This window comes from Amycolatopsis sp. NPDC114503 (assembly GCF_055633655.1).
The window spans coordinates 58,112-78,773 of sequence record NZ_JBVKDT010000015.1; the positions used below are offsets into that span (position 1 = coordinate 58,112).

Sequence of the window (20,662 nt, forward strand, 5' to 3'; positions counted from 1 at the left end):
GGATGAACCAGCCCTTCCCCCGGCGGCTCCTCGTCGCCAACCGCGGCGAAATCGCCCGCCGGATCATCGCCACCGCCCGGCGGCTCGGCGTCGAAACCGTCGCCGTCCACCACCAGGTCGACGCCGGGCTCCCCTGCGTCGCCGAAGCCGATCTCGCCCGCGAGATCACCGGCGACCCGCCCGTCGCGGCCTACCTCGACATCGACCAGATCGTCCGTGCCGCAACGGAAACCGACGCCGACGCGGTCCACCCCGGTTACGGATTCCTCGCCGAGAACGCCGACTTCGCCCGCGCCGTCGAAGCGGCAGGCCTGACCTGGGTCGGCCCTTCCCCCGAGGCCATCACCGCGATGGGCGACAAGGTCGAAGCCCGCAACCGCGTCGCCGCCGCCGGGGTCCCGGTCAGCGGCGGAGCGGGCTCCGTCTTGTCCGATGTGGACGAAGCGGTTCGCGAGGCCGAGCGGATCGGCTATCCGGTCATGATCAAGGCTTCGGGCGGCGGAGGCGGGATCGGCATGACGATCGCGCGCGACGCCGACGCCGTGCGCAAGGAATTCGAGCGCACGCAAGCGATCGCGGCCCGCAGCTTCGGGTCCGACCGGGTGTTCCTCGAACGGTTCGTCGAATCGGCCCGGCACATCGAGGTCCAGGTGCTCGGCCTCGCCGGCGGCACGATCCTGACGCTGGGCGAGCGAGACTGTTCGGTGCAGCGCCGCAACCAGAAACTCGTCGAGGAAGCACCCGCGCTCGGCCTCGATCCCGCTGTACGGCAACGCCTGCACGACGCGGCGGTCAACGCGGCCCGCGCGGTCGGCTATCGCAACGCGGGCACGGTGGAGTTCCTGGTCGACGCCCGGACCCAGGAGTTCGTTTTCCTGGAAATGAACACCCGGATCCAGGTCGAGCACCCGGTGACCGAACTGATCCACGGCGTCGACCTCGTCGAGCAGCAGCTGAGCATCGCCGCGACCGGGTCCGTCACCCCCGGGTTCGCGCCGCGGCAGCACGGGCACGCGATCGAATTCCGGCTCTGCGCCGAGGATCCGGTCCGGTTCTTCCCGAGCCCCGGCCCGATCGACGAATGGGAGGAACCTCGCGGCGACGGCATCCGCGTCGATTCCGGCTACCGGGCCGGCCTGGCGATCACACCGCATTTCGACTCGCTGATCGCGAAGATCTGCGTGTTCGGCGAGGACCGCGAGGCAGCGCTCGAACGCGCGCGGGAAGCGCTCGACGGATTCGCCGTCGGGCCGCTGCGCACCAACCTGCCGTTCCTGCGCGACCTGGCCGACCGGCCGGAATTCATCGCGGGCGGATACGACACCGGCATCGTCGCGGCCGTCACCAGCCGTCCCGCGGCGTCGACACGGAGGTAAACGCAGTGAGCGAAACGATCAACGCCGACATGGGCGCCAGCGTCTGGAAGGTCCTGGTCGCCGCCGGGGACGCGGTCGAGCCCGACACCACGGTGGTGGTGCTCGAATCGATGAAGATGGAAATCCCGGTGCTGGCCGAATACGCCGGGGCGGTGACCGCGGTGCACGTCGCGGAGGGCGCGACGGTGCAGGCGGGCGACCCGCTCGTGGACATCGAAGAACCGTAAGGAAACCCCCACCAGCACAGGAAAGGGCGGGCGATGAAGCTCACCGTGGACGCGGGCAAATGCTGTGGCTCCGGGCAGTGCGTGCTGGCCGCACCCGAGTTCTTCGACCAGGACGACGACGGGATCGTGGTCCTGCTGGCCGAGGAGGCCGGAGAAGACGCGGCCGGGGACGTCGAGGAGGCAGTGTTCTCCTGTCCCACCGCGGCGATCGAGATCGTCGGGCGCTGACGTCGTGCCCCCGATCCGCCGCGTCGTGCTCGTCGGAGCCGGGCAGGGCGGCGTGCACGCGGCCGCCTCCCTGCGCCGGCTCGGCTACGACGGCGACCTGACCCTCGTCAGCGCCGAACCCTCGCTGCCCTACCAGCGGCCGCCGCTGTCGAAGACGTTCCTGCGAGACCCGGACCCGGCGCACATCGAGTTCCACGACGCCGCGCACTATTCCGCTCTCGGCGTCCAGCTCGTCCTCGGCGACCCGGTGACCACTGTGGGCCGTCCGAACCGGACACTCGCGCTGCGTTCCGGCGACACGCTGCGGTACGACCACCTCGTGCTCGCCACCGGATCCCGCCCGCGCCGGATCGCCGACGTTGCGCAGCTGCGCAACGTCTTCCACCTGCACGACCGGGATTCGGCACTGGCACTGGGCGAGCTGCTGCGCGAAGGCCGCTCGATGCTGGTGGCAGGCGGCGGTTTCATCGGCCTGGAGATCGCCACGGCCGCCGCCGAACTGGGCTGCGCGGTCACCGTCGTGGAGCAGCTGCCGTCGATCCTCACGCACGCGGTGCCGCCCCAGGTCGGCGATTTCCTGCTGGAACGGCACCGAGCCCGCGGCGTCCGATTCCGCCTGGGCCGGTCCGTAGTCGCCTTCACGATCGACGGCGACCGGCTGGCCTCGGTGACCACCGACGACGGATCCGAGATCGCCGCGGACGTCGTGGTGGTCGGCATCGGCTCCGCCCCGTGCACCGAACTCGCCGCCCGCGCCGGACTCGCGGTGCAGGACGGCATCGTCGCCGACACCCGGCTCCGCACCTCCGACCCGCACATCAGCGCCCTCGGCGACTGCGTCCGGTTCCCGCTGGACGGCCGCCCGGTCCGGCTCACCTCCGTGCAGCACGCCATGGACTCGGCACTGCACATCGCCAGGCGCCTCACCGGCCGCGACGCCCCGTACCGCCCGGTGCCGTGGTTCTGGACCGACCAGGCCGGGGTGAAAGTGCAGATGGCCGGCACACCCCGCGCCGAGCACGACCGCACCGAGATCGCCGCCGGACCGTCGGAGGGGGCGTTCGCCGTCCGCTCCTTCCTCGGCGACCGGTTCGTCGGCGGCGTGACCGTCGGAATGCCCCGCGAACACCTCGCCATGCGCCGCGAGCTGGCCTCCTCCTGAACCCCCGCGCCGCCCCTCCCCCAGGGTGTTGCCAGAGAAAGGAAAACCCGCCATGCGTTTCTTCGAATCGGCCGTCGCCGAGAACCGCACCAACCGTCGCACCGTCCTTCGCATGGCCGGGGCTTCCCTGCTGGCCGCAGGCGCCGGCGGCCTGCTCACCGCCTGCGGCGACGGTCCCTCGTCCGCCACCACCGGCGACGCCAAGGGCGCGGCCAAGCGGCCCACCCCGTTCCGCGTCGCCACCGCCCCCGGCGACAACTACTTCATCGACGCGGTCAACCTCGACCAGAAGCAGTTCGGCAAATACAACCTCCAGGTGCCGAAATTCCTGCACCCGTCCAGCGGCGTGCAAGGCATGCAACTGCAGACGGCCGGGCAGATCGACGGGCAGATGCAGGACACGCTGCTCACCATGGCGACCTTCGCCAACTCGCGTCCGGGAGAACGTCCGGTCATCATCGGCATGCGCATCCCCGAGACGACCTATTCGATCGTCGTCGGCAAGGGAGCCTGGCCGTCCGCCTCCGCGAGCTTCGCGGACAAAATGGCGGCGCTCAAAGGAAAAACGATCGGCGTCACCGCGATCGGCGCGGGCGCGGACAAGCAGCTCCGGCTCGCGCTGCGCCAGGCCGGCCTCTCCGCCGGCGACGTCACCCCGCTCGCGGTCGGCCAGACAACGCCCGCGATCGCGCAGATGAACGCCGGGAAGATCGACGCGTACGTCGGCATCACCTTCGCGACCGCACGCCTGATGGCCGCGCAGACCGGCGGCCGGGTCCTGATCGACTTCGCCGCCGCCGGGGTGCCGGACCTGCTGAGCAAGCAGCAGGTCGACGTGCTCATCGCCCGCGAGGACTACGCGAAGTCCAACGCGGACGCGTGCCAGGCCTGGCTGGCGGCGCAATGGGCGGCCAAGGACTGGATCCTGGCCAACCGGGACCAGGCGGCCGAACTCCTCAACACCGACAGCTTCGACGGACAGGGATTGGCTGTCTCGAAGCAGTACATCCAGCACTTCGCCGACGTCCTCGTGCCGAAGCTGCAGCCGCAGTGGAAGGTGACGAAAGAAGCGATCGACCTGATGATCAAGGTCGCTGTCCAGACCGGCACGGTGTCCGCCGGTCAAGTCACCTACGAAACGCTGGTAGCGGACTTCGCGCGCGCATAGCGTGTCGCGCCGCTCTGCAGCGCAGAGGCGAGGTGCGCGACCTTCACCACGTCCGGCCGCGACATCAGGTGCACACCCGAGGCGGCCTTGACGAAGGCCGATAGCTGGCAAGAGGAGCCCGAAACCTCCACCACTCGACGACAGCAGCCGACAGGTCGAGCAGTCGACTCTTAACCAGCGGGTTCGGGATTCAAGGCCCTGGTGGTGCGTCCTTGGCTTCCCGTCCGAGAAACCTTCGGCGCACGAATCGGGAACCCCCGCACGCCTCGCTGCCTGCCCTGCGCCAGGACATCCCTCCACACCAGCAGCGGCGCATCTGTTCTCCCACCAGACCGCGTGCTGAAGGCTCGTGGTCCGGCACGCCCCGGCCTACCTCGCCTCGAGGCCTGTCGGCAATTCGCCAACGGCGTGGACGAATCACCTGCGTCGCCAGCACGACACTACTTAGCGGCGTTCGTTTGCATATCCCGGACTCAAGGGCCCGCCGTCCCGGCTGGTGAACAGGAACCCGACCGGCTCGTCATCACCTTGCCGTCGCTGCGATCGAAGCACCCGCGACGCCGCCGCAAGGCCATGGTCCAACGCAACCGTGCGCACGCTTGCCTCGGCCTTCGGCGGACACACCACCGTGCGGCCACCGCGGTCTTGGCCCTGGTGCGACACCTGCACCCACTCCGGGGTCGAGGTCGAGAGCGCAGCCCCGCCGCCTCGCCGCGCCGCCGCCCGAGCAGCGCCACCGCCGGTGCAAACAGCCGGACATTGCGCCAACCGCCCATCGTTCACGCGCCTTTCGCGTATTCGCCGTCCGAGACGTTGCCCATCCGCCACGTCCACAGCTCCCCGTTGCTCTTGACCTCGACGAACTTCCCGTGATCGAGCGCGGTGGCGATGAGGCGCGCGGCGCTCCAGCATCGTCGCCGTCCTGCTGACTCACCCCGACGCGATCGGCGGCAGCTCACAATCCCCACCACCGCAGAAGCCCGCAGCTCAAAGGCCATTTTTCCCGATGTAGATGTCGCCCGAACCACCCCCGGGGCGCATTCCACCCCACGGACGCCCCTCCAACGACACCGTTCGGAGATCAAGGTCTGCTTCCTAGGCAGTACGTCGCACCATCCCGTCCCGCAACACAAGTCTCGCCAACCGGACAACCTGGGCTCGTTGCGCCGCAACGTCCACGTCGAGCGGATCCGTCTCGAGGTCAATGTCCAGCTTCCCCGGCGGAGTACGCACCGCCACTCGCCGGAGCCGGTATGGCCCACTCACCACGGCGCGCAGGGCCACTGCATCCAAGAACTCATCTCGGTCCCGCCTCAGCAGGCCAGCGGCGTCCGCTACCAACGACGCCCTTTCACACACCCGTCCGCTGCCCTTGTTCGAAGTGTCCGCTTCGGACCGATGGGCGCTTTTCGCTTCGTTCAGCTTCGACGTGTCGGTGTGGGAACTGTGGGCTTGCCTGGCGACCGGAGCCACCGCCGTCGTCGTGCCGCAGCAGGTGGCCCGGAATCCAGCGGAACTGGTCACGGAATTGGTGGCGCGGCGCGTCACCGTGCTCGGCCAGGTGCCGTCGGTGTTCCGGTCGGTGGCGCTCGCACACGCCGCGGCGGAGCGGCCACCGCTGGCCCTGCGCTATCTGGTGTTCGCCGGGGAGAGCGTCGAACTGGACGTGATCGCGCGGTTCCTGGACGGCTGGCCCGGCACGCCGCCGCAGGTAGTGAACATGTACGGGCCGACCGAAACCACGGTGTACGCCACGCACAAACTGCTCACCGAGGCCGATTTGGCCGGCCCGGTGCGGTCCCCGATCGGCCGCATGCTCCCCCACCTCAGCGCGGTCGTGCGCGACGAGCGCGGCACGGTGCCCAACGGCCGGACCGGCGAGCTGTGGATCGCGGGAGACGGAGTCGCGGAAGGCTACCTGGACCGCCCGGAGCTGACCGCCGAGCGGTTCGTGCACGTGGACGGCGTGCGGTATTACCGGACCGGCGACCTGGTTCGCGTCCTGCCGGACGAATCGCTGGAATACCTCGGCCGGGACGACCTGCAAGTGAAGCTGCGCGGATTCCGGATCGAGCTGGGCGAGGTGGAAGCCGTGCTGCGCGGACACGATCTGGTGCGGGAGGCGGCGGTCACGGTGATCACCACTCCGGCCGGAGCGCAGTTCCTGGTGGCCTGCGTCGTACTGGCCGGCGACGCCCCGGACAAGCCGGCCGGAGCGCTGCGCGAGTACGCGGCCGGGCGCCTGCCGCGGTACATGGTGCCCGACCGCTACCAGGTGGTGGACACGTTGCCGCTGACCGGTTCCGGCAAGCTGGACCGTGCCGCGCTGACCGGGCTGGCCGCGCCCCGCCGGGTCAGCGGAAGAACTTCTTGACCTTCTCCAGCCCGTCGGCGAGCGCGTCGATCTCCTCTCGGGTGGTGTAGAGGTAGAACGACGCCCGGGTCGAGGAGGCGACGCCGAACCGGTCGTGCACGGGCTTCGCGCAGTGATGTCCGGCGCGGACCGCGATGCCCAGCGAATCGAGCACCTGGCTGACGTCGTGCGGGTGCACGCCCTCGAGGGTGAAGCTGAGCGCGCCGCTGCGGTCCACCGGATCGGTCGGGCCGAGGACGCGGAGTCCGGAAACGTCGGCGAGCCGGTCGAGCGCGTAGGCGGTGATCGCCCGCTCGTGCGCGGCGATGCGGTCCATGCCCAGCGCGGACAGGTAGTCCGCCGCGACGCCGAGTCCGATGGCCTGGGCGATCGGCGGGGTGCCTGCCTCGAAGCGATGCGGCGGCGCGGCGTAGGTCGAGCCCTGCATCCGCACGGTTTCGATCATCTCGCCGCCGCCGAGGAACGGGGGCAGTTGCGCCAGCAGGTCCTTGCGCCCCCACAACACGCCGATTCCGGTGGGGCCGCACATCTTGTGCCCGGTGAACGCGACGAGGTCCGCGCCAAGAGCGGCCATGTCCACCGGGAATTGGGGCACCGCTTGCGAAGCGTCCACTACCACCAAGGCGCCGACCTCGTGCGCCTTGCGGGCGATCTCCGCGACCGGATTGACCGTGCCCAGCACGTTGGACACCCAGACCAGCGACACCACGGTGGTCCGCTCGGTGATCAGCTCGTCGATGTTCGACAGGTCGAGCCTGCCCTCGTCGGTCACCCCGAACCAGCGCAGCGTCGCGCCGGACCGCTCGCACGCCAATTGCCAGGGCACGATGTTGGAGTGGTGCTCCATCTCGGTGATCACCACCTCGCCGCCGGGTCGCAGGCCCAGCGGAGGCTCGGCCCAGACCAGGACATTGGCGGCGAGGTTCAACGCCGCCGACGAGTTCGAGGTGAACACGACCTCGTCGCGGTCCGGCGCGCCGATGAACGCCGCGATCCGGTCCCGGGCCGCCTCGAACGCCTCGGTGGACTCCGTTCCCAGCTGGTGCACCGACCTGGCGACGTTGGCGTTGTGCAATTCGTAATGGCGCGCCATCGCCTCGATCACCTGACGGGGTTTCTGGGAACTGTTCGCCGAGTCGAGATAGATCAGCGGCTGGTCCCCGGCCATCCGCCGGTCCAGAATCGGGAAATCGGCGCGCACCGCGGCGACGTCCAGGGGCGTGCGGGTCGATCCGTCGCTCATCGCGCCCATCTCCGCCTGATCTGTGTCTTCGGCCATTCCAGAAGAATAGGACCAGGCCGCGTCCAAGTCACCAGCGGGGGGCAAATCCGCACAGGTGCGGCCAATCGGCGTAACGTGCAGGCGAGTCGTTTTTTGACGCGCGCATGGTGAATTTACGGCGGGTTCAAGTCGGCTGAATCGAACAGGACAGCACCACTTCGCGGAACCGGTTTTTTCCGCATTCTTCCACGGAGGGACAAAGCCCACGAGCCGACCGCCGGAGCGGCACCGCACACGAGGTGTCACGATCTTCCCCCCGCCCCGCCACTGGGCTGTATTCACCGTCGCGAACCGCTCCGCATGAACGGACATTTCGGCAATACGCACAGCGACGGCGAGCGCACCTGCCTCCCCGACTTCGGGCAGCGACGACTGACCCGGAGATTGACCTGGATCGCGACGCGGGCTGCCGGAACGCGTCGGCATGCTTGCAGCACCAGCAGCGCAATGCGTGTTCGAGACCGTGGACACCCCCGGACAGCGGCACGCTTCCACCGGCCCTGCGATGCCCGCTCCGCACGGGTATCGCAGGAATGCATGCTCATTCCGACGTTCTGACTCACAGGACGCCCAAGCGGATCCGCGTTCGAATTTACGTTATCGAATCGTTCGCCAAATTGCAACCATTCGACATCCGCAGGTGGACGGCGTTATCCCTTCGAGGGCATGACCCGCCTTCGGGCAACGAACCCCTTGGACGCAAAAAGATGAAATCCTCTTCGAACACTCCGACATAGCGCCGCATAGTTTGCGCCTCACCTACCCGAGCAAGGCCGCGCCGATTAGTACACTACGGCGCATCACATCTCCCCTCTCGTGGTGCGGCGGTTGATCGGCAGGCCGTGGTTCCGTCGAGATTCACTCGCTGGCGCCGCGTCCTCGGCCGTAGCCACCAGCATGGGAGCCGGTCCCAGAACAGCAGCTGACCTTGCCAGCTTGCCCAGCGCCCTGCTGCCACCTCACGAAGTTCGTCGTCGTGGCGTATCTGATCCGCTTCTCGGTCGCCGGCCCAAACTCGGCCGCGGACGTCCGCGGCGTCCGAACATCGGCGCGGAGCCGGCAATCCAGTTCAGCACCAGCGACATCCTGCCGACGCGCGGATGAGGTGACCGATGCCGTAGGTGACGGCGCCCGCGAGCGCGCCGAGCAGGGAACTGGTGCAGCCCGCCACGCAGCAGTGGCGCGACGATGCCGATCCACTCGGTGGCGTTGTGCAGCCCGACGCCGATCGCCGGCGGCGCTGCGAGGCTGGGTTCGCCGTTTGCGGCGGAGTTGTTGATCGCGGGGCCTTCGGCGAAGTTTGCGCAACCCGATGCCCCGACCACGATCGTCGGCACCAGCCGCCCGGTCGGTCCGCGCGCAGTATCCCCCGAATGTTCTGTCGAGTTGCGGCTGGTCCGTTCGTCATCCTCTTGTCAACGCACTCGCGATGGATGTGGAGGTCACGTGCAACTACAACCTCGGCCCCCGGGGCGATTGCCGCCGACGAGGCACGTTCGCCGCCGGCCGACCATGCTGTCGGCGAGTGCGCGCTCACCCGGCGGACTGGCACGGCAACGTCCCACCTGGCGCATGGCCGCGATGGCAAGGGAACGCCGGTCAGCCCCCTCCCCTGGGCCCTCAAAGCAAACCATCCACCGGGAACTCGACTCCATCCGGAAGGACACCACTCGATGAGCACCACGCCCCAAGACCCGACCGCCCTGCACGTCGGCATCGTCGTCGACGTTCCCCTCGAGCGTGCCTTCCGTGTGTTCACCGACCGGTTCGACGAAGTCAAGCCTCGTGAGCACAACCTCCTCGCGGTGCCGATCGAGCTGACAGTGCTGGAGCCCGAGGCCGGCGGCACCGTGTACGACATCGGCACCGACGGCAGCCGGTGCACCTGGGCCCGGGTACTTGCCTACGAGCCGCCGGACCGGCTGGTCATCAGCTGGGACATCAGCCCGCGCTGGCAGTTGGAGCCCGATCTCGGTCGCACCAGCGAGGTGGAGATCCGGTTCACAGCCGAGGATTCCGAGCGCACCCGGGTCGCGCTCGAACACCGGCGCCTCGACCGGCACGGCGAAGGCTGGGAGAGCTTCGTGGGTCTCGGCTCCGGTTCAGGCTGGCCGCTGTATCTCGACCGGTTCCGCGCCGCGACACAACGGGATGCCGCAGGGAATTGAAGCGGATACCGTCCATACCGGCCTCGATCGCGAGAGTGTGAGATGCCGCACCGACGGCTGCCGACCGCGTCGAGCCGTCCCGCGGCTCTCAGGAAGTCCGCCAGGCAGATCGCGCAGTCCTGCGCACCATCCCCATCCCGCAGCACAAGTCTGGTCAATCTGGCCGCTTTGGCCCGCTGCGCCGGCATATTCACGTCGAGCGGATCACTCTCCACACCGATATCCAGCGTCCCGGGCCTAGCGGATACGCCTACGCCGCGGAGTCCGCATGAGCCACCCACCGCGGCACGCAACTCGACAGCATCCAAGAACTCGTCCCGGTCCCGTTTGAGAAGACCGGCGGCATCCGCGATCAACGACGCCCTTCACGCGCTCGCTTGCAGTTCTGGCGACGTGCGATGAGAAGCGAATCGTAGATGTCGATGATCTCTCGATCCGGCACGCCGCCAGCAGCAAGCCGATCGTTCATCGTCCGTCTGATCGGCTCAAAAGGGCGATCGCCAGCCAATGACCATAGCGTCGGGCCATCTCCCATGCCGTCACCTGCTCACTATCAGTGCTTCGACGAAGCGGGTCGGCTCCACGAGCAAGGAGGTAAGCCGTGAGGTCGACATGCAAGGGATCGCCCGTCTGCACATGACCATCGCCTTCGACATCAATAGCATGATGCAAGAGCGTCATTCCGTTGCATTCTTCATCGACATCGACACCTGCATCCAAGAGGTCCCGCAGAGCCGGGAGGTCGCTCATCTCGACCGCGATGTGCGCAGGCGTCATATACTCAACCACAACAACATCCTATCTACCACTCGTGACATCTGCTTTGTTTTCTCAGAGAATCCTCGTTGAGCTGATGGATCAGCACTCCGCACTATGAGCAGCGCGACAGCTCCTTGCCCGGGTAGAAGGTCCGCCTTTACCGGAAGGTTTGTCGGCGCTTTCCGTCATCAGTTCACTGGCCGCCATCCCCCAGCGGAATACTCGCCAAGGCTCCCGCAGCAATCAGGAACAAAACGAGCCGCTCCCATCAGAGTTGTTTCACGCGGCGGCGTCCGAAAACCTCTCAAGACGACTATTTTTGGATCGTTGATCGGTCCAGTACTCTCGCCCTCCGATTCCCGTTCGACAATCTTCCAGCAATCGCCCCTATCTGCATCGACGTCAGCGTACTCAACACGGGCGGTACCGGCCGTGACCGATCTTCGCATTTCCGTCCGCACTGAAATCAGCTGCTGGCACCGGACAGCCGAGCACCGCCATCAGGAACGCCGAGCACCACGACAACCTCGGATGGCTCCATGGCGTCGTCGCCATAGACAGATACCGTGTTCACGTCGCGTTCCACGGGCAATTGCAGACGAAGCTGACCATTCGGGTCACAGAGCAATATCGACGATCGATTCAGCTGGATCACGCCACGATGCAGCAGCTCAAGCCCCTCCGGAAGAACAGGCTCTTCGACACACGCGACGGCAACCGCACCGCTAGCCGACTGGCGAACAGCCACATGCAATGAATCCTTGCCAGCGTGCACGTTTTCGCGCGCAGGATCCCAATCCGAGTGGTCGTCGACGCTGTCCGGGGAAGAAACCGCCAGCAGGCCGAAAGAAAACCGAGCTATTCCACCTCCGTAGTAAAGGTCGCCGTAACTGTCGAAATCCGAAAAACTGGTCACCATCAGTACCACTCCCCGCCTAGCCCTTTGACCTAGCCGCCCTGCCGGAGGGAGCAGTCTCGGCAATGAGGATAGAGAGTCCAGGGACCGTTCGGAGCGATCTTGAACGCCGGGTTTTGATCACCGTTCCAGTGACCGTCCCGATACCCTGAAATACGCATGCCACACGTAAAGAAGCCATTCCGATCGCCTGCTTCGTGACCATCTTTTGCTCGTGCGGCAGAACTTTGACACCGCGCTGCGCCGAAGCTCCTTCCGCCTTCCGACCACGAAGGTCCGGTCCGAGTGTCAGTTTACAGATGTCGTCCCCACTTGCGTTGTGGTCGAGTATGGACACCTCGCTACCCACGGGCAGTTGCGGTCCGGGCCCGGACCGCAGTCACCTGTACCCGGGTACCGGAATCCGTCTGCGACCAGGATCCTGGTCGCAACTCCTTGGCCGGAAGCCATTCCTGCAGTTCGGGAACCCAGAACGGGCGACCATCGGTGGCAACGATCGGAGCCGTACCAGCCACTGTGATCCCGACCAGGTGCTTCTCGCCCTTCCCGATGATCGTGGCAACGACGGCGCGTGGCACCGTATGGCCGCTCTCCGTGTCGGTTGCGAGCACCTGATCGCCCAGCCGTACCTCCTCGATCGACCGACGAGTGCTGTCGGACATCACCGCCAGAGTGCCGGGCGCGAAACTGTTGCAACCGACGTTCATCAGCCTGCGGCGACGACCTACCCTAGGCGGCCGACCCCGGCAGCATCGAAGCTCCGTTGAAGCAGATCGCGCAGGAGGTCGGGATCTGAAGGTGCTTGCCTGGCAGGCCGGGGCGTCGACGACAGTGCCGAGGTCGGCCAGCGCGTGTTCCAGGCCGGTGGTCCCTCATGCGTGGCCAGGGCCTCTACGCAGGCGCACTCGACGAAGCTCTTTCGTCGGAGCACAAGGACCCGCGGGTCAGAGGACAGTCCGCCGGAATCCCGCAGCCCACGCAGAAACCGCTGGTCTTCTGAGCGCTCACGAACCTTCGGACAACCGATGTCCATCCAAACGCTCCGCCAACCTCGGGTACAAGGCGAGGGCGTTGTGCCCGATTGCCTCGCGCTCGGCCGCCGACAGATGCTCGTACCCGAGAATGGCCGCGAGGTTGGCGTCCATCGTGGCGTCGGTCGTGCATGGCACACCGCAGTCGGACCCGTAGACCAGGTGGTCCGCGCCGACCATGGCGACCGCCGGGCCGAGGGCCGTCGGCGCGGTCGCCGCTGTGTCGACGTAGAGCCGCTTCAGATGGTGGTCCATTTCGTCGGCGGTCAGGTGTTGCGGATTCGGAACCCATTGTTCGAGACCCAGCAGGCGAAGACGGCCGGAGAGCGCCGGCAGGGCTCCGCCGCAGTGGGCGATCACGAAAGTGATGTCGGGGTAACGGCGGAACACTGCCCGGTAAAGCATGTCCGTCACCGTGCGCGCGGTCTCGAAGGCGACGTCGATGATCACGGGAGGCCGCCCCATTTCGCCCATGGCATAGGCGTCCGGATGGACGAAAACGGTGGCCCGCCGCCGATCGAGTTCGGTCCATAGCGGCTCGAGCGACGGATCGCTCAGGTACACGCCGTTGTAGTGGCACGTCACCGCGTAGCCGTCCGCGTGGAAGTCGGCTCGCTCCACTTCGGACAAAGCTGCGTCGCAGTCATCGGTGGGAAGCGCGGCCAGGAGACCGAACCGGGTCGGATACCGCTCGACCAGCGACGCGCCGTAATCGTTCGAGAGCCGGAGCGCCGCCTTGGATTTGGGGATATTGCTCAGAAGTTGCGTCGCGATACCGGTTCGATCCATGTACGCGAGGGTGCTGTCCGGGTCCCACTCCGGCGGTGCCGGCGTCTGCCAATCGGCTTGTTTCATCAGTTCCCAGCGCGCCGAACGCTGTTGCGGGGTTTCCGGGGGATAGAAATGGGCGTGAGTGTCAATCCATCCGTCGACGAGCATGGTCGTCCTTTCGGTACTGTTCTGCCGGATCCTCGCCCAGCTGACGGCGAAGGTTGGCCACAAGGATCCGGTCGAGGGCTTCGACCGAATCGATCCCGGCCGCGGCGACCGCGGCCTGCTGGCGCCGGAGCAGACCGGAGCACATCCGGAGGTCCTCGCCGAACCAGAGCACGTCCCCGGTGGATTCGTCGAACCTGGCCCAGTCCGCGCCCGGTTCACCGTGGTGGATGAACCGGCGGTAATGCTCTCCCATCTCGCGCGAGATGCGGCCCAGCCGCGCCCGGTCGATGCCTTCGAAGGCCGGCCAGCGGGCCAGGTCGGCTTCGCTGTAGTTGCGGAACAGGAACGGTGTGTCGCCCGTGTGCACCGCCCGCAGCTCCCCCTGCAAACCGGGCAGGTCCCAGGAGAACTGGAACACCCAGACCGGGATCCCCGCGCGGGCCAGGTTCGCGGCGATCGCCAGCGACGACATCGCGAAGAACTCGAACGACATGAGGTCCGACAACGCCACCCCTGGCGCCGTGCCGGGTGGCCGGAGAGCCCGGAACTCCTCGAGAACGCCGCCGGCCCGGTCGCCGAAGACCTGTTCCGCCACCGCGTGAACCGCTTGCTCGGTGCCGTGCCGAGCGGTCGGTGAGTGGCCGCGGAAGAACTGCCATTCGTCGCGGGCGAAGCCGACGATGACCTCCAGCGACTTCTCCGCGCCGATCCGGTCGAGGTCGGACTGGGGCGTGGACAGGTAGGAGGCCGGCTGCTCGCGAACCCATGCACCGTCGACCACCGCACCGAGCGGGCGCCAGGCGACGTTGGCGTCCGCGGGCACGTACCGGGTCATGATGTTCTGGACGGCGAGCAGGCGCTCGACCTCCACCGTCGCCAGGGCGCCTGGGTCGTCGATGCCGAGCAGATCGAGATACAGGCGAGCCACCTGCTCGGCTTCCGGCCGCCGCTGGGTGCACCAGTTGTTGAACGGCGACAGCGACTGCAGCACCGCCCGGCGGATGAGCGGCCTGGTGCCGGGGTTGGCCAGCAGGTGCGAGACCGCGGTCGCGCCCGCCGATTCCCCCGCGGCGGTAATCCGATCCGGGTCGCCGCCGAACGCCTCGATGTTGTCGTGCACCCACCGCAGGGCCGCCACCTGGTCCTGGAGCCCGAGGTTCACCGCCTCGCCGAGGGAGTCACCGAGCAGTCCGAAATGGACCCAGCCGAGCGCGCCCATCCGATAGTTGGGACGGACGACGACAACCTGCGCGTCGCGCGCGAGGTTCGCCCCGCGTTCGAGGTGGAACGACCCGGAGCTGACCGCATTGGCCCCGCCGTGGAAGTACAGGTAGACGGGCATCGTTCCCTCGACGCCGGCGGGAACCCAGATGTCGAGGTAGAGGCAGTCCTCGCTCGCGTTCGGCTGGTCGTAGGTGGCCGGGGTGTACGGCGGCCAGGACACGATGCCGGGCACACCGGGATCGAGTTCGGCGATCAGCTGCCGGACGCGGTCCGCGTTCGACGAATTGATCTGGGCCGACGCGGGTCCGGAGCGGGAGGCAGCCCGCACCCCCGGCCAGCTCGGCACGGGCGCCGGAGGCCGGAACCTCAGCTCGCCGACGGGCGGCGCGGCGAACGGCACGCCCCGGTAGACGTAGTTCCCCTCTTCGTAGACACCCTGCAGCGTTCCGAAGCGGGTTTCGACCACAGCGCGCCGATCGGCGAAATCCGCGGCCGGAGAGGAAGAAGTCGTGCGCCCCCGGTTGAGTTCGAGGAAACCGCTGCTACGCCTGGCATCCATGCGTGACTCCTTCCCTTCGCCGCCAACCTGTACGACCTTACCTTGCACTGCACTGTGCAGTGCAATCAAGGACTTCGGCAACGACGTGGACTAGCTCACATCACGAATCGGGACCGACGCCGCGAGGGCCGCCTAGTGGCACTGCGCGGGTCACCTCGCCGATCGTCGCGACCGCGTTGCCATATCCCGTGCAGCGGCGCAGGTTCCGCCTGCCGGATCTCGTGCTCGTCGGGGCAGGGGGTGCTCCGAGAGCAGCTGCCGACCCGCCCCCCTCGAGCCTGCTACGGTGCACTACACAGTGCAGTGCACAGTTCGGGCGAGCCGGAGAACGCGGGGACAACATGGCAGAGGCAGGTGCGGCCGCGTCGCCGGCCAGGCAGAAGGTGCTGGACGCGGCGGTGACCGTATTCCTCGAGTGCGGCTTCGAACAGTCCTCGATGGAACAGATCGGTGCGGCCGCCGGAGTCGTCCGGCGGACCGTGTTCAATCTGTTCGAGTCCAAGGAGGCACTGTTCCGGGCGGCCGTCGAACAGGCTTGGGCGTCCATGCCGATCGCCGAGATCGGCATGGACGAGGAGGCATTCACCGATCCAGTGGCTGGTTTGACCAGGATGGGCTTGGCTATCAGCGAATTCTGGGCCCCGCCCGCGGCGGTGGCCATGGTGCGCCTCGTCATCAGCGAGAGCCGGCGCTTCCCGCAGCTGGCCGAGGACTACCTCTCGCTCGGCAAGCTGCCCGCGCTGAGCGCGTTGATCGAATACCTCGGAGAGTGGAACCGGCGCGGGGAACTGGCCGTGCCCGACCCGGATCTGGCCGCCCGGCAATTCGTGGGGATGATCAACGAGCCGTTGCTGTGGTTTCGCGTGCTCGGGCAGCCGGGCGTCCCGACCAAGAAACGGCGGGCCCATACCGTGGACGAGGCCGTGAACACGTTCCTGGCCCGGTATCGGCCGCGCTGAGCCACGGCAGGTACGGAGCCGCGCTCGCGGTCCGGCCGGTGCTGCGCTGATTCGGTCAGGATCTGCGCGAGGTTGAACAACATGTTCAGGCAGCTCGTCAATCAGTGAACCCGTTGGGCCCGACGACATACCCGCAAACAAGCGTTACCGTCTCAGCGCAAGCCGTTCTCCGGGCTCTCCTTCGGGTTTTCTCTTGAGACAACCGTCCGAGGCATGCCGGGCCGAAAACCTCAGCTGCGGTCGATCAGCGACCGCGCGACCTCATCCCCTGCGTTCGTGGTGGCGATCCAGGCACGGCTGCCCAGCCTGGGTTCCCAGGAAAGGCGCTCAAGGTCGTCGAGCACCAACTGGACGACTTCGTCAGCTTCCCCCCTCCACGGCGAGAATCCCTCCCCGGCGAGTTCCCCGATGCGGATCAGGTCGCTTTCGAGCAGGAAGTGCAGCAGTTCGGCGAAGAATTCCTTCCACGGGCGTCCGTTCGCCCCTTCCCGTGCCGCCCAGATGAGCTGATCGACGGGGACCCAATCGTCCAGCCCTTCGATCAATACCTCAGCGAAAATACTTCTGTCGATCATGGCAAGTGAACCTTCAACAGTTGTCGCATCTAGAAAACCGCCATATCCCAGAGGGTGAGCGGGATTGCCAGGGGCACGAGCGCGAAAACCACGAATGTCTTTTCGAAGCGTTTCTCGCGGCTCTCGGTTTGGCCAGCAGCCGGGGATGGTCGAACTCCCACAGGATGCTGCTGCTCTTCGCGGCTGTCCCAGGCGATCCGCGGCCGCAGACCGCTGCGGCGAACCACTTCGAGCAGCAACGCGGTCAATGGCACCGAGAGAACCAGCGGGTGCAGTCCTAGGACGTCGTACAAGACAGGCGCAGCGGAACCGATGTACACCAGGCTGACGGCGCCGAGGGCGGTGATGTATTTGCTGCGCCTGATTTCGCCGTCCACGTGCTTCCTCACTGGGCTCTGACCATTGCCAGGGGAGCCCTGCTCCAGAACCGGGCTCCTCCCCTGCGTCAACGACGATACTTCCTGATGAAACTGCTCTGCTTGCGCCGCGAAGTAGCTGCCGAATGCCGCCTTCTTCACCGCCCGGTGGCTGTGTGCGACCGGGAGCCGCACCTGGGCGACCCTCGACGCGGCGAATCCCGTCGCTCCGCTGATCGCGCCGCCGTCCAACCGCTACAGCCCGGAAAAGTCCGCTGTCGAGGGCTGGGGTGCACTCGGCGGCGGTGACGGCAGGAACGGGACGTCATGCGGATCGACCCTCGCCGGAGCCTCCGTTCGCTTGACGGGTGCTGCTGACCCTTTTCGGCAGCACGCGACAACCGGCGCACGACGAGCGTCCCTCCCTGCGGCGCGAATTCCAGCTCGCGCCAACCCCGTAAGCACGGCACCGCCTGCGCCGCGCGACACCAGCCGGAGGGGTTCGCCTCTCACGGCCGAGGGCAGGCCGGAGAAACAGCCCCTCGGTCCGCGAACCACTTCATCGTTTTATCCGTATTGTTCCGTTACACCCGAAATAGAGATCAAGGACACTCTTGTCCAGACCATCCCTGACGCGGTAAAAGCAGCAAGTCACATCGAAAGATCCGCAATCCGCAGCGGGCATGTCCGGCAAGCCGCCGACCGAGGTGACACTCACTTCGCTAGGAGAGATCTTGACCGCGCTCGCTTCGCCGCCCGCTGCGCTTCCTGTCGTCCGAAGACTTCGCGCCGGGGTCGTCGCGCTGGCCGTGTTCGCCGCTGTTCCCGCCGCGCTGGCGTTGTGGACCGCCGTGCGGGCGCCGCGCGCTCACGTGCTTCTCGACTACTGGCACGTCCTCGCGAAAATCACCGACGACCGCGGACGCCTCCTGCTCGACCAGGTGTTCACCTGTCACCTCGACCAGCCCTTCGTCATCCCTTCGCTGCTGTTCTACGCCGACGCCGCCTGGTTCGGCGGCGACAACCGCGTCCTCACCGTCCTCACGGTTGCGCTGGTCGCGGGGATCGGCGCGTGCCTGTACTCGATGCTGCCCCGATCCCTGTCCCCGCACCGCAAAGCAGCACTCGCTGCCGCGATGTCCTGGCTGCTGTTCACCTCGCACCTGGCCGAGATCTGGCTGCAAGGCACCAACGGCATCAGCTGGATCCCCGCCGTCTTCTTCACCGTCCTCGCCGCCTCCCAAGCCCACCGCGGCCGCCTCTGGACCGCCGCACTCGCGGCGCTGCTCGCCAGCCTCAGCTTCGGCGCCGGACTGCCCGCGTTCTTCGTCGTCGCCGCGATCTTCCTGCTCCGCCGCGAAAACCGGGTCAAAACGATCGCCATGACCGCGGCCGGAACCCTCGTGATGGCCGGTTGGCTGCTCACCAAACCCAGCGGCACCCAGTCACTCGCCACCACCGCGCTCGACCCCGACGGCCGCCTCTCCGCCGCCGCAGCCGCGCTCGGCAGCCTGTGGTCCGGCGACCAAGCCGTCATCGCCGTCCTCGCCGGAGCCCTCACCGCGGCACTCCTCACCGCCTGCGCCATCGCCGCGAAGACCGACATCCGCGCCGCCGGATGGATCGGAATCGCCGGATACGCCGCCGCGCTCGCGATGCTCGTCGCACTGGGCCGCACCAGCAACCTGGCTCCCGGCGGGAACATCGGCCTGATCAGCCGCTACACCATCGTCAGCGCCCTCGCCCTCACCACGCTTCTCGCCCTCGCGACGCTCGCCCGTCCACAATGGCCGCTCAGCACGGTCGTCATCGGCATCTGCGCGATCTCCCTGACCACCCACGCCATCGGCGGCACCAAAGCCGACCTCACCCGCCGCGGCTACGCCCCGCTCGCCCTCGCCCCCATCGCCCTGCGCACCGAAGCCGCCAGCGCCCTCGACCAACTCCACATCCAAAACCAAGTCATCCCCGCCGCGAAATCCCTCGGCACCTACCCCTTCAACCCCCGCTTCACCCTCGGCTGCCACGGACCCGAACTCGGCACCACCCTCAACCCCGCTGCCGCCACCGACCTCCCCGCCGCCAACGGCGCGGTCACCACCCCGAACCCCACCGGCGGTGCGCTCATCACCGGATGGACCGACCTGCACCCCGACTGCGTGCTGGTCACCGACTCCGCCAACGTCGTGATCGGCGGGGGAATCACCGGACTTCCCTCCCCCGCGCCGGGAATCCCCGACGGAAACGCCTGGCAAGCCACCGCACACCCCAGCACCGGACCGGTCACCGTCTACGCGGTACTCGGCGGCCGCTTCTACCGCCTGCACGAATCCGCCGCCGCGAACTGAGCGATGTCGGCGCGAGCGCGCCCGGCCAAGGCTTCTCACCAGCGACGGCCGGTGGTCTCGCACCAACGACCGGTGCCGCGAAGTCGGCCAGAACTCGACCGTCCCGACCCCGATCACGTCCGGCACCGACGACGCGCCACCGTGGCCCGACCACCTCGAAACCCGCCGATCCCTCGTCCACCGCGGGGCACCCGACCCCGATTCCTGCCACGACCGGCACCCAGCGCTCACGACTCCGGGCGGCGAGAATCGAATTCGCGAAGCGCTCGCGGCGGCAGTCGCGCCCGCCCCTCGCCAGGTCCGTCCTCTTCGGACTTCGGCCGGGCAGTCAGCGCCATCGCCGGGGCCGCGCCTCGGCCTCGGCCACCCACTTCTCGAGCGCGAGCACCACAGGCGTCAGTTCACCGGCCAACCCGGGAGGATCGAGCTCGCCCTCATGAAACCTTTGTGCCAACGGCGCAATTTTTTCCGACTGCTCCAAGAAATCGATCAGCATGTCTCCCAGCTCATGAGGAGGGAGGTTCTTCTCGCCGCTGTCGACAACCCACGTTTGCGCGCGTGCATAGGCCGAAATCCCGCGCCCGGCCAACGACACCACCGGCCACGAAGCCTCTCCGCAGCCCACGATGCCGACGAGAGCATCGAGGTCCTTGTCCTTCGGATTTCCCACTCGCCAACCCAACTTTCCTGGCCACGGTCTTACCGCCGCAGCTCGAGCTCCACTGACCGACTCGGCGAGACGACGCCATCCCGGTGCGGGTCGGTCCGGATTCCCGTCGCCGGACGCACTCGCGGGTAGTGTGCCCCATCGCTTCGGGGACAGTACGGTGCCGCCCGACACCCTGCAAAGCCGATGAGAAATTGCCTAACCGCCCCGTTAGCTCGACAACAGTTCCCCACGGGACGCTGGCTTCCCGGTCGAGCCGACGGCCGGCCGCGGAATCGGCTCGGGCCACGTCGGCTCACGACGCGGAGCCGTTTCCCGCTCTCCGGATCTTTCTTCGTCTCACC

At 67.4% G+C, this 20,662-nt stretch carries 19 protein-coding genes; 9 read left to right on the forward strand and 10 right to left on the reverse strand.

Annotated elements, in window-relative coordinates:
• Nucleotides 1-2 precede the first annotated feature (2 nt).
• Genes ACZ7OI_RS41590 through ACZ7OI_RS41610 form a run of 5 tightly spaced genes read left to right on the forward strand, consistent with a single transcriptional unit; the run spans nt 3 to nt 4,161 of the window.
• The gene (locus tag ACZ7OI_RS41590; protein WP_470269624.1) at nt 3-1,376 is read left to right on the forward strand and encodes an acetyl-CoA carboxylase biotin carboxylase subunit; all 1,374 of its coding nucleotides are present in this window, start codon (nt 3-5) and stop codon (nt 1,374-1,376) included.
• A gap of 5 nt (nt 1,377-1,381) precedes the next feature.
• Nucleotides 1,382-1,603: a biotin/lipoyl-binding carrier protein gene (locus ACZ7OI_RS41595; protein ID WP_470269625.1), complete on the forward strand. Its 222-nt coding sequence runs from the start codon at nt 1,382-1,384 to the stop codon at nt 1,601-1,603.
• A 33-nt stretch (nt 1,604-1,636) separates the two neighbouring features.
• The gene (locus ACZ7OI_RS41600) at nt 1,637-1,831 is read left to right on the forward strand and encodes a ferredoxin (protein ID WP_470269626.1); all 195 of its coding nucleotides are present in this window, start codon (nt 1,637-1,639) and stop codon (nt 1,829-1,831) included.
• 4 nt (nt 1,832-1,835) lie between these two features.
• The gene (locus tag ACZ7OI_RS41605) at nt 1,836-2,993 is read left to right on the forward strand and encodes an NAD(P)/FAD-dependent oxidoreductase (protein ID WP_470269627.1); all 1,158 of its coding nucleotides are present in this window, start codon (nt 1,836-1,838) and stop codon (nt 2,991-2,993) included.
• 52 nt (nt 2,994-3,045) lie between these two features.
• Nucleotides 3,046-4,161: an ABC transporter substrate-binding protein gene (locus tag ACZ7OI_RS41610; protein ID WP_470269628.1), complete on the forward strand. Its 1,116-nt coding sequence runs from the start codon at nt 3,046-3,048 to the stop codon at nt 4,159-4,161.
• 779 nt (nt 4,162-4,940) lie between these two features.
• Here the strand turns inward: ACZ7OI_RS41610 and ACZ7OI_RS41615 are convergent.
• A complete protein-coding gene (locus tag ACZ7OI_RS41615) occupies nt 4,941-5,159 on the reverse strand; it encodes a hypothetical protein (protein WP_470269629.1) in 219 nt (72 codons plus the stop codon).
• 206 nt (nt 5,160-5,365) lie between these two features.
• Here ACZ7OI_RS41615 and ACZ7OI_RS41620 point away from each other — a divergent pair, with 206 nt between their 5' ends.
• On the forward strand, nt 5,366-6,535 hold the full coding sequence (locus ACZ7OI_RS41620; protein WP_470269630.1) for an AMP-binding protein: 1,170 nt from the start codon (nt 5,366-5,368) through the stop codon (nt 6,533-6,535).
• Here ACZ7OI_RS41620 and ACZ7OI_RS41625 read toward each other — a convergent pair.
• Complete coding sequence (locus tag ACZ7OI_RS41625) at nt 6,516-7,814, reverse strand: cysteine desulfurase (RefSeq protein ID WP_470269631.1); 1,299 nt, start codon at nt 7,812-7,814, stop codon at nt 6,516-6,518. The genes ACZ7OI_RS41620 and ACZ7OI_RS41625 overlap by 20 nt on opposite strands.
• A gap of 1,676 nt (nt 7,815-9,490) precedes the next feature.
• On the opposite strand from ACZ7OI_RS41625, the gene ACZ7OI_RS41630 reads away from it, so the two are divergent.
• On the forward strand, nt 9,491-9,985 hold the full coding sequence (locus ACZ7OI_RS41630) for an SRPBCC family protein (protein WP_470269632.1): 495 nt from the start codon (nt 9,491-9,493) through the stop codon (nt 9,983-9,985).
• Nucleotides 9,986-10,450: 465 nt separating this feature from the next.
• Here ACZ7OI_RS41630 and ACZ7OI_RS41635 read toward each other — a convergent pair whose 3' ends face one another.
• From ACZ7OI_RS41635 to ACZ7OI_RS41655, 5 genes are all read right to left on the reverse strand, one after another.
• Nucleotides 10,451-10,774 carry an ankyrin repeat domain-containing protein gene (locus tag ACZ7OI_RS41635; RefSeq protein ID WP_470269633.1) on the reverse strand — a complete coding sequence of 108 codons (324 nt, stop codon included), beginning with the start codon at nt 10,772-10,774 and terminating at the stop codon, nt 10,451-10,453.
• Between the two features lie 436 nt (nt 10,775-11,210).
• Nucleotides 11,211-11,663: a hypothetical protein gene (locus tag ACZ7OI_RS41640; protein ID WP_470269634.1), complete on the reverse strand. Its 453-nt coding sequence runs from the start codon at nt 11,661-11,663 to the stop codon at nt 11,211-11,213.
• Nucleotides 11,664-12,001: 338 nt separating this feature from the next.
• Nucleotides 12,002-12,322: a Hint domain-containing protein gene (locus ACZ7OI_RS41645; protein ID WP_470269635.1), complete on the reverse strand. Its 321-nt coding sequence runs from the start codon at nt 12,320-12,322 to the stop codon at nt 12,002-12,004.
• Nucleotides 12,323-12,664: 342 nt separating this feature from the next.
• Nucleotides 12,665-13,630: an amidohydrolase family protein gene (locus tag ACZ7OI_RS41650; protein WP_470269636.1), complete on the reverse strand. Its 966-nt coding sequence runs from the start codon at nt 13,628-13,630 to the stop codon at nt 12,665-12,667.
• Nucleotides 13,608-15,413 carry a carboxylesterase/lipase family protein gene (locus ACZ7OI_RS41655; protein WP_470269637.1) on the reverse strand — a complete coding sequence of 602 codons (1,806 nt, stop codon included), beginning with the start codon at nt 15,411-15,413 and terminating at the stop codon, nt 13,608-13,610. The genes ACZ7OI_RS41650 and ACZ7OI_RS41655 overlap by 23 nt, the downstream gene beginning before the upstream one ends.
• A 341-nt stretch (nt 15,414-15,754) precedes the next feature.
• On the opposite strand from ACZ7OI_RS41655, the gene ACZ7OI_RS41660 reads away from it, so the two are divergent.
• Nucleotides 15,755-16,372 carry a TetR/AcrR family transcriptional regulator gene (locus ACZ7OI_RS41660; RefSeq protein WP_470269638.1) on the forward strand — a complete coding sequence of 206 codons (618 nt, stop codon included), beginning with the start codon at nt 15,755-15,757 and terminating at the stop codon, nt 16,370-16,372.
• 230 nt (nt 16,373-16,602) lie between these two features.
• Here the strand turns inward: ACZ7OI_RS41660 and ACZ7OI_RS41665 are convergent, their stop codons facing one another.
• Together ACZ7OI_RS41665 and ACZ7OI_RS41670 are read right to left on the reverse strand one after the other, a co-directional pair.
• Nucleotides 16,603-16,947, reverse strand: a complete 345-nt coding sequence (locus ACZ7OI_RS41665; protein ID WP_470269639.1) for a hypothetical protein — start codon at nt 16,945-16,947, stop codon at nt 16,603-16,605.
• Between the two features lie 29 nt (nt 16,948-16,976).
• Nucleotides 16,977-17,555 (reverse strand): hypothetical protein, encoded by a 579-nt coding sequence (locus ACZ7OI_RS41670; protein WP_470269640.1) that lies wholly within the window; start codon nt 17,553-17,555, stop codon nt 16,977-16,979.
• 482 nt (nt 17,556-18,037) lie between these two features.
• Here ACZ7OI_RS41670 and ACZ7OI_RS41675 point away from each other — a divergent pair, with 482 nt between their 5' ends.
• Nucleotides 18,038-19,651, forward strand: a complete 1,614-nt coding sequence (locus tag ACZ7OI_RS41675) for a DUF2079 domain-containing protein (protein ID WP_470269641.1) — start codon at nt 18,038-18,040, stop codon at nt 19,649-19,651.
• Between the two features lie 328 nt (nt 19,652-19,979).
• Here ACZ7OI_RS41675 and ACZ7OI_RS41680 read toward each other — a convergent pair whose 3' ends face one another.
• Complete coding sequence (locus ACZ7OI_RS41680; protein ID WP_470269642.1) at nt 19,980-20,321, reverse strand: hypothetical protein; 342 nt, start codon at nt 20,319-20,321, stop codon at nt 19,980-19,982.
• Nucleotides 20,322-20,662 lie beyond the last annotated feature (341 nt).

Bases quoted from the DNA above. Each gene is read 5' to 3' on its own strand.
- ACZ7OI_RS41590 (WP_470269624.1), top strand. From the start codon at position 3: ATGAACCAGCCCTTCCCCCGGCGGCTCCTCGTCGCCAACCGCGGCGAA.
- ACZ7OI_RS41600 (WP_470269626.1), top strand. From the start codon at position 1,637: ATGAAGCTCACCGTGGACGCGGGCAAATGCTGTGGCTCCGGGCAGTGC.
- ACZ7OI_RS41610 (WP_470269628.1), top strand. From the start codon at position 3,046: ATGCGTTTCTTCGAATCGGCCGTCGCCGAGAACCGCACCAACCGTCGC.
- ACZ7OI_RS41615 (WP_470269629.1), bottom strand. From the start codon at position 5,159: ATGGCCTTTGAGCTGCGGGCTTCTGCGGTGGTGGGGATTGTGAGCTGC.
- ACZ7OI_RS41620 (WP_470269630.1), top strand. From the start codon at position 5,366: ATGTCCAGCTTCCCCGGCGGAGTACGCACCGCCACTCGCCGGAGCCGG.
- ACZ7OI_RS41625 (WP_470269631.1), bottom strand. From the start codon at position 7,814: ATGGCCGAAGACACAGATCAGGCGGAGATGGGCGCGATGAGCGACGGA.
- ACZ7OI_RS41630 (WP_470269632.1), top strand. From the start codon at position 9,491: ATGAGCACCACGCCCCAAGACCCGACCGCCCTGCACGTCGGCATCGTC.
- ACZ7OI_RS41640 (WP_470269634.1), bottom strand. From the start codon at position 11,663: ATGGTGACCAGTTTTTCGGATTTCGACAGTTACGGCGACCTTTACTAC.
- ACZ7OI_RS41645 (WP_470269635.1), bottom strand. From the start codon at position 12,322: ATGTCCGACAGCACTCGTCGGTCGATCGAGGAGGTACGGCTGGGCGAT.
- ACZ7OI_RS41650 (WP_470269636.1), bottom strand. From the start codon at position 13,630: ATGCTCGTCGACGGATGGATTGACACTCACGCCCATTTCTATCCCCCG.
- ACZ7OI_RS41655 (WP_470269637.1), bottom strand. From the start codon at position 15,413: ATGGATGCCAGGCGTAGCAGCGGTTTCCTCGAACTCAACCGGGGGCGC.
- ACZ7OI_RS41660 (WP_470269638.1), top strand. From the start codon at position 15,755: ATGGCAGAGGCAGGTGCGGCCGCGTCGCCGGCCAGGCAGAAGGTGCTG.
- ACZ7OI_RS41665 (WP_470269639.1), bottom strand. From the start codon at position 16,947: ATGATCGACAGAAGTATTTTCGCTGAGGTATTGATCGAAGGGCTGGAC.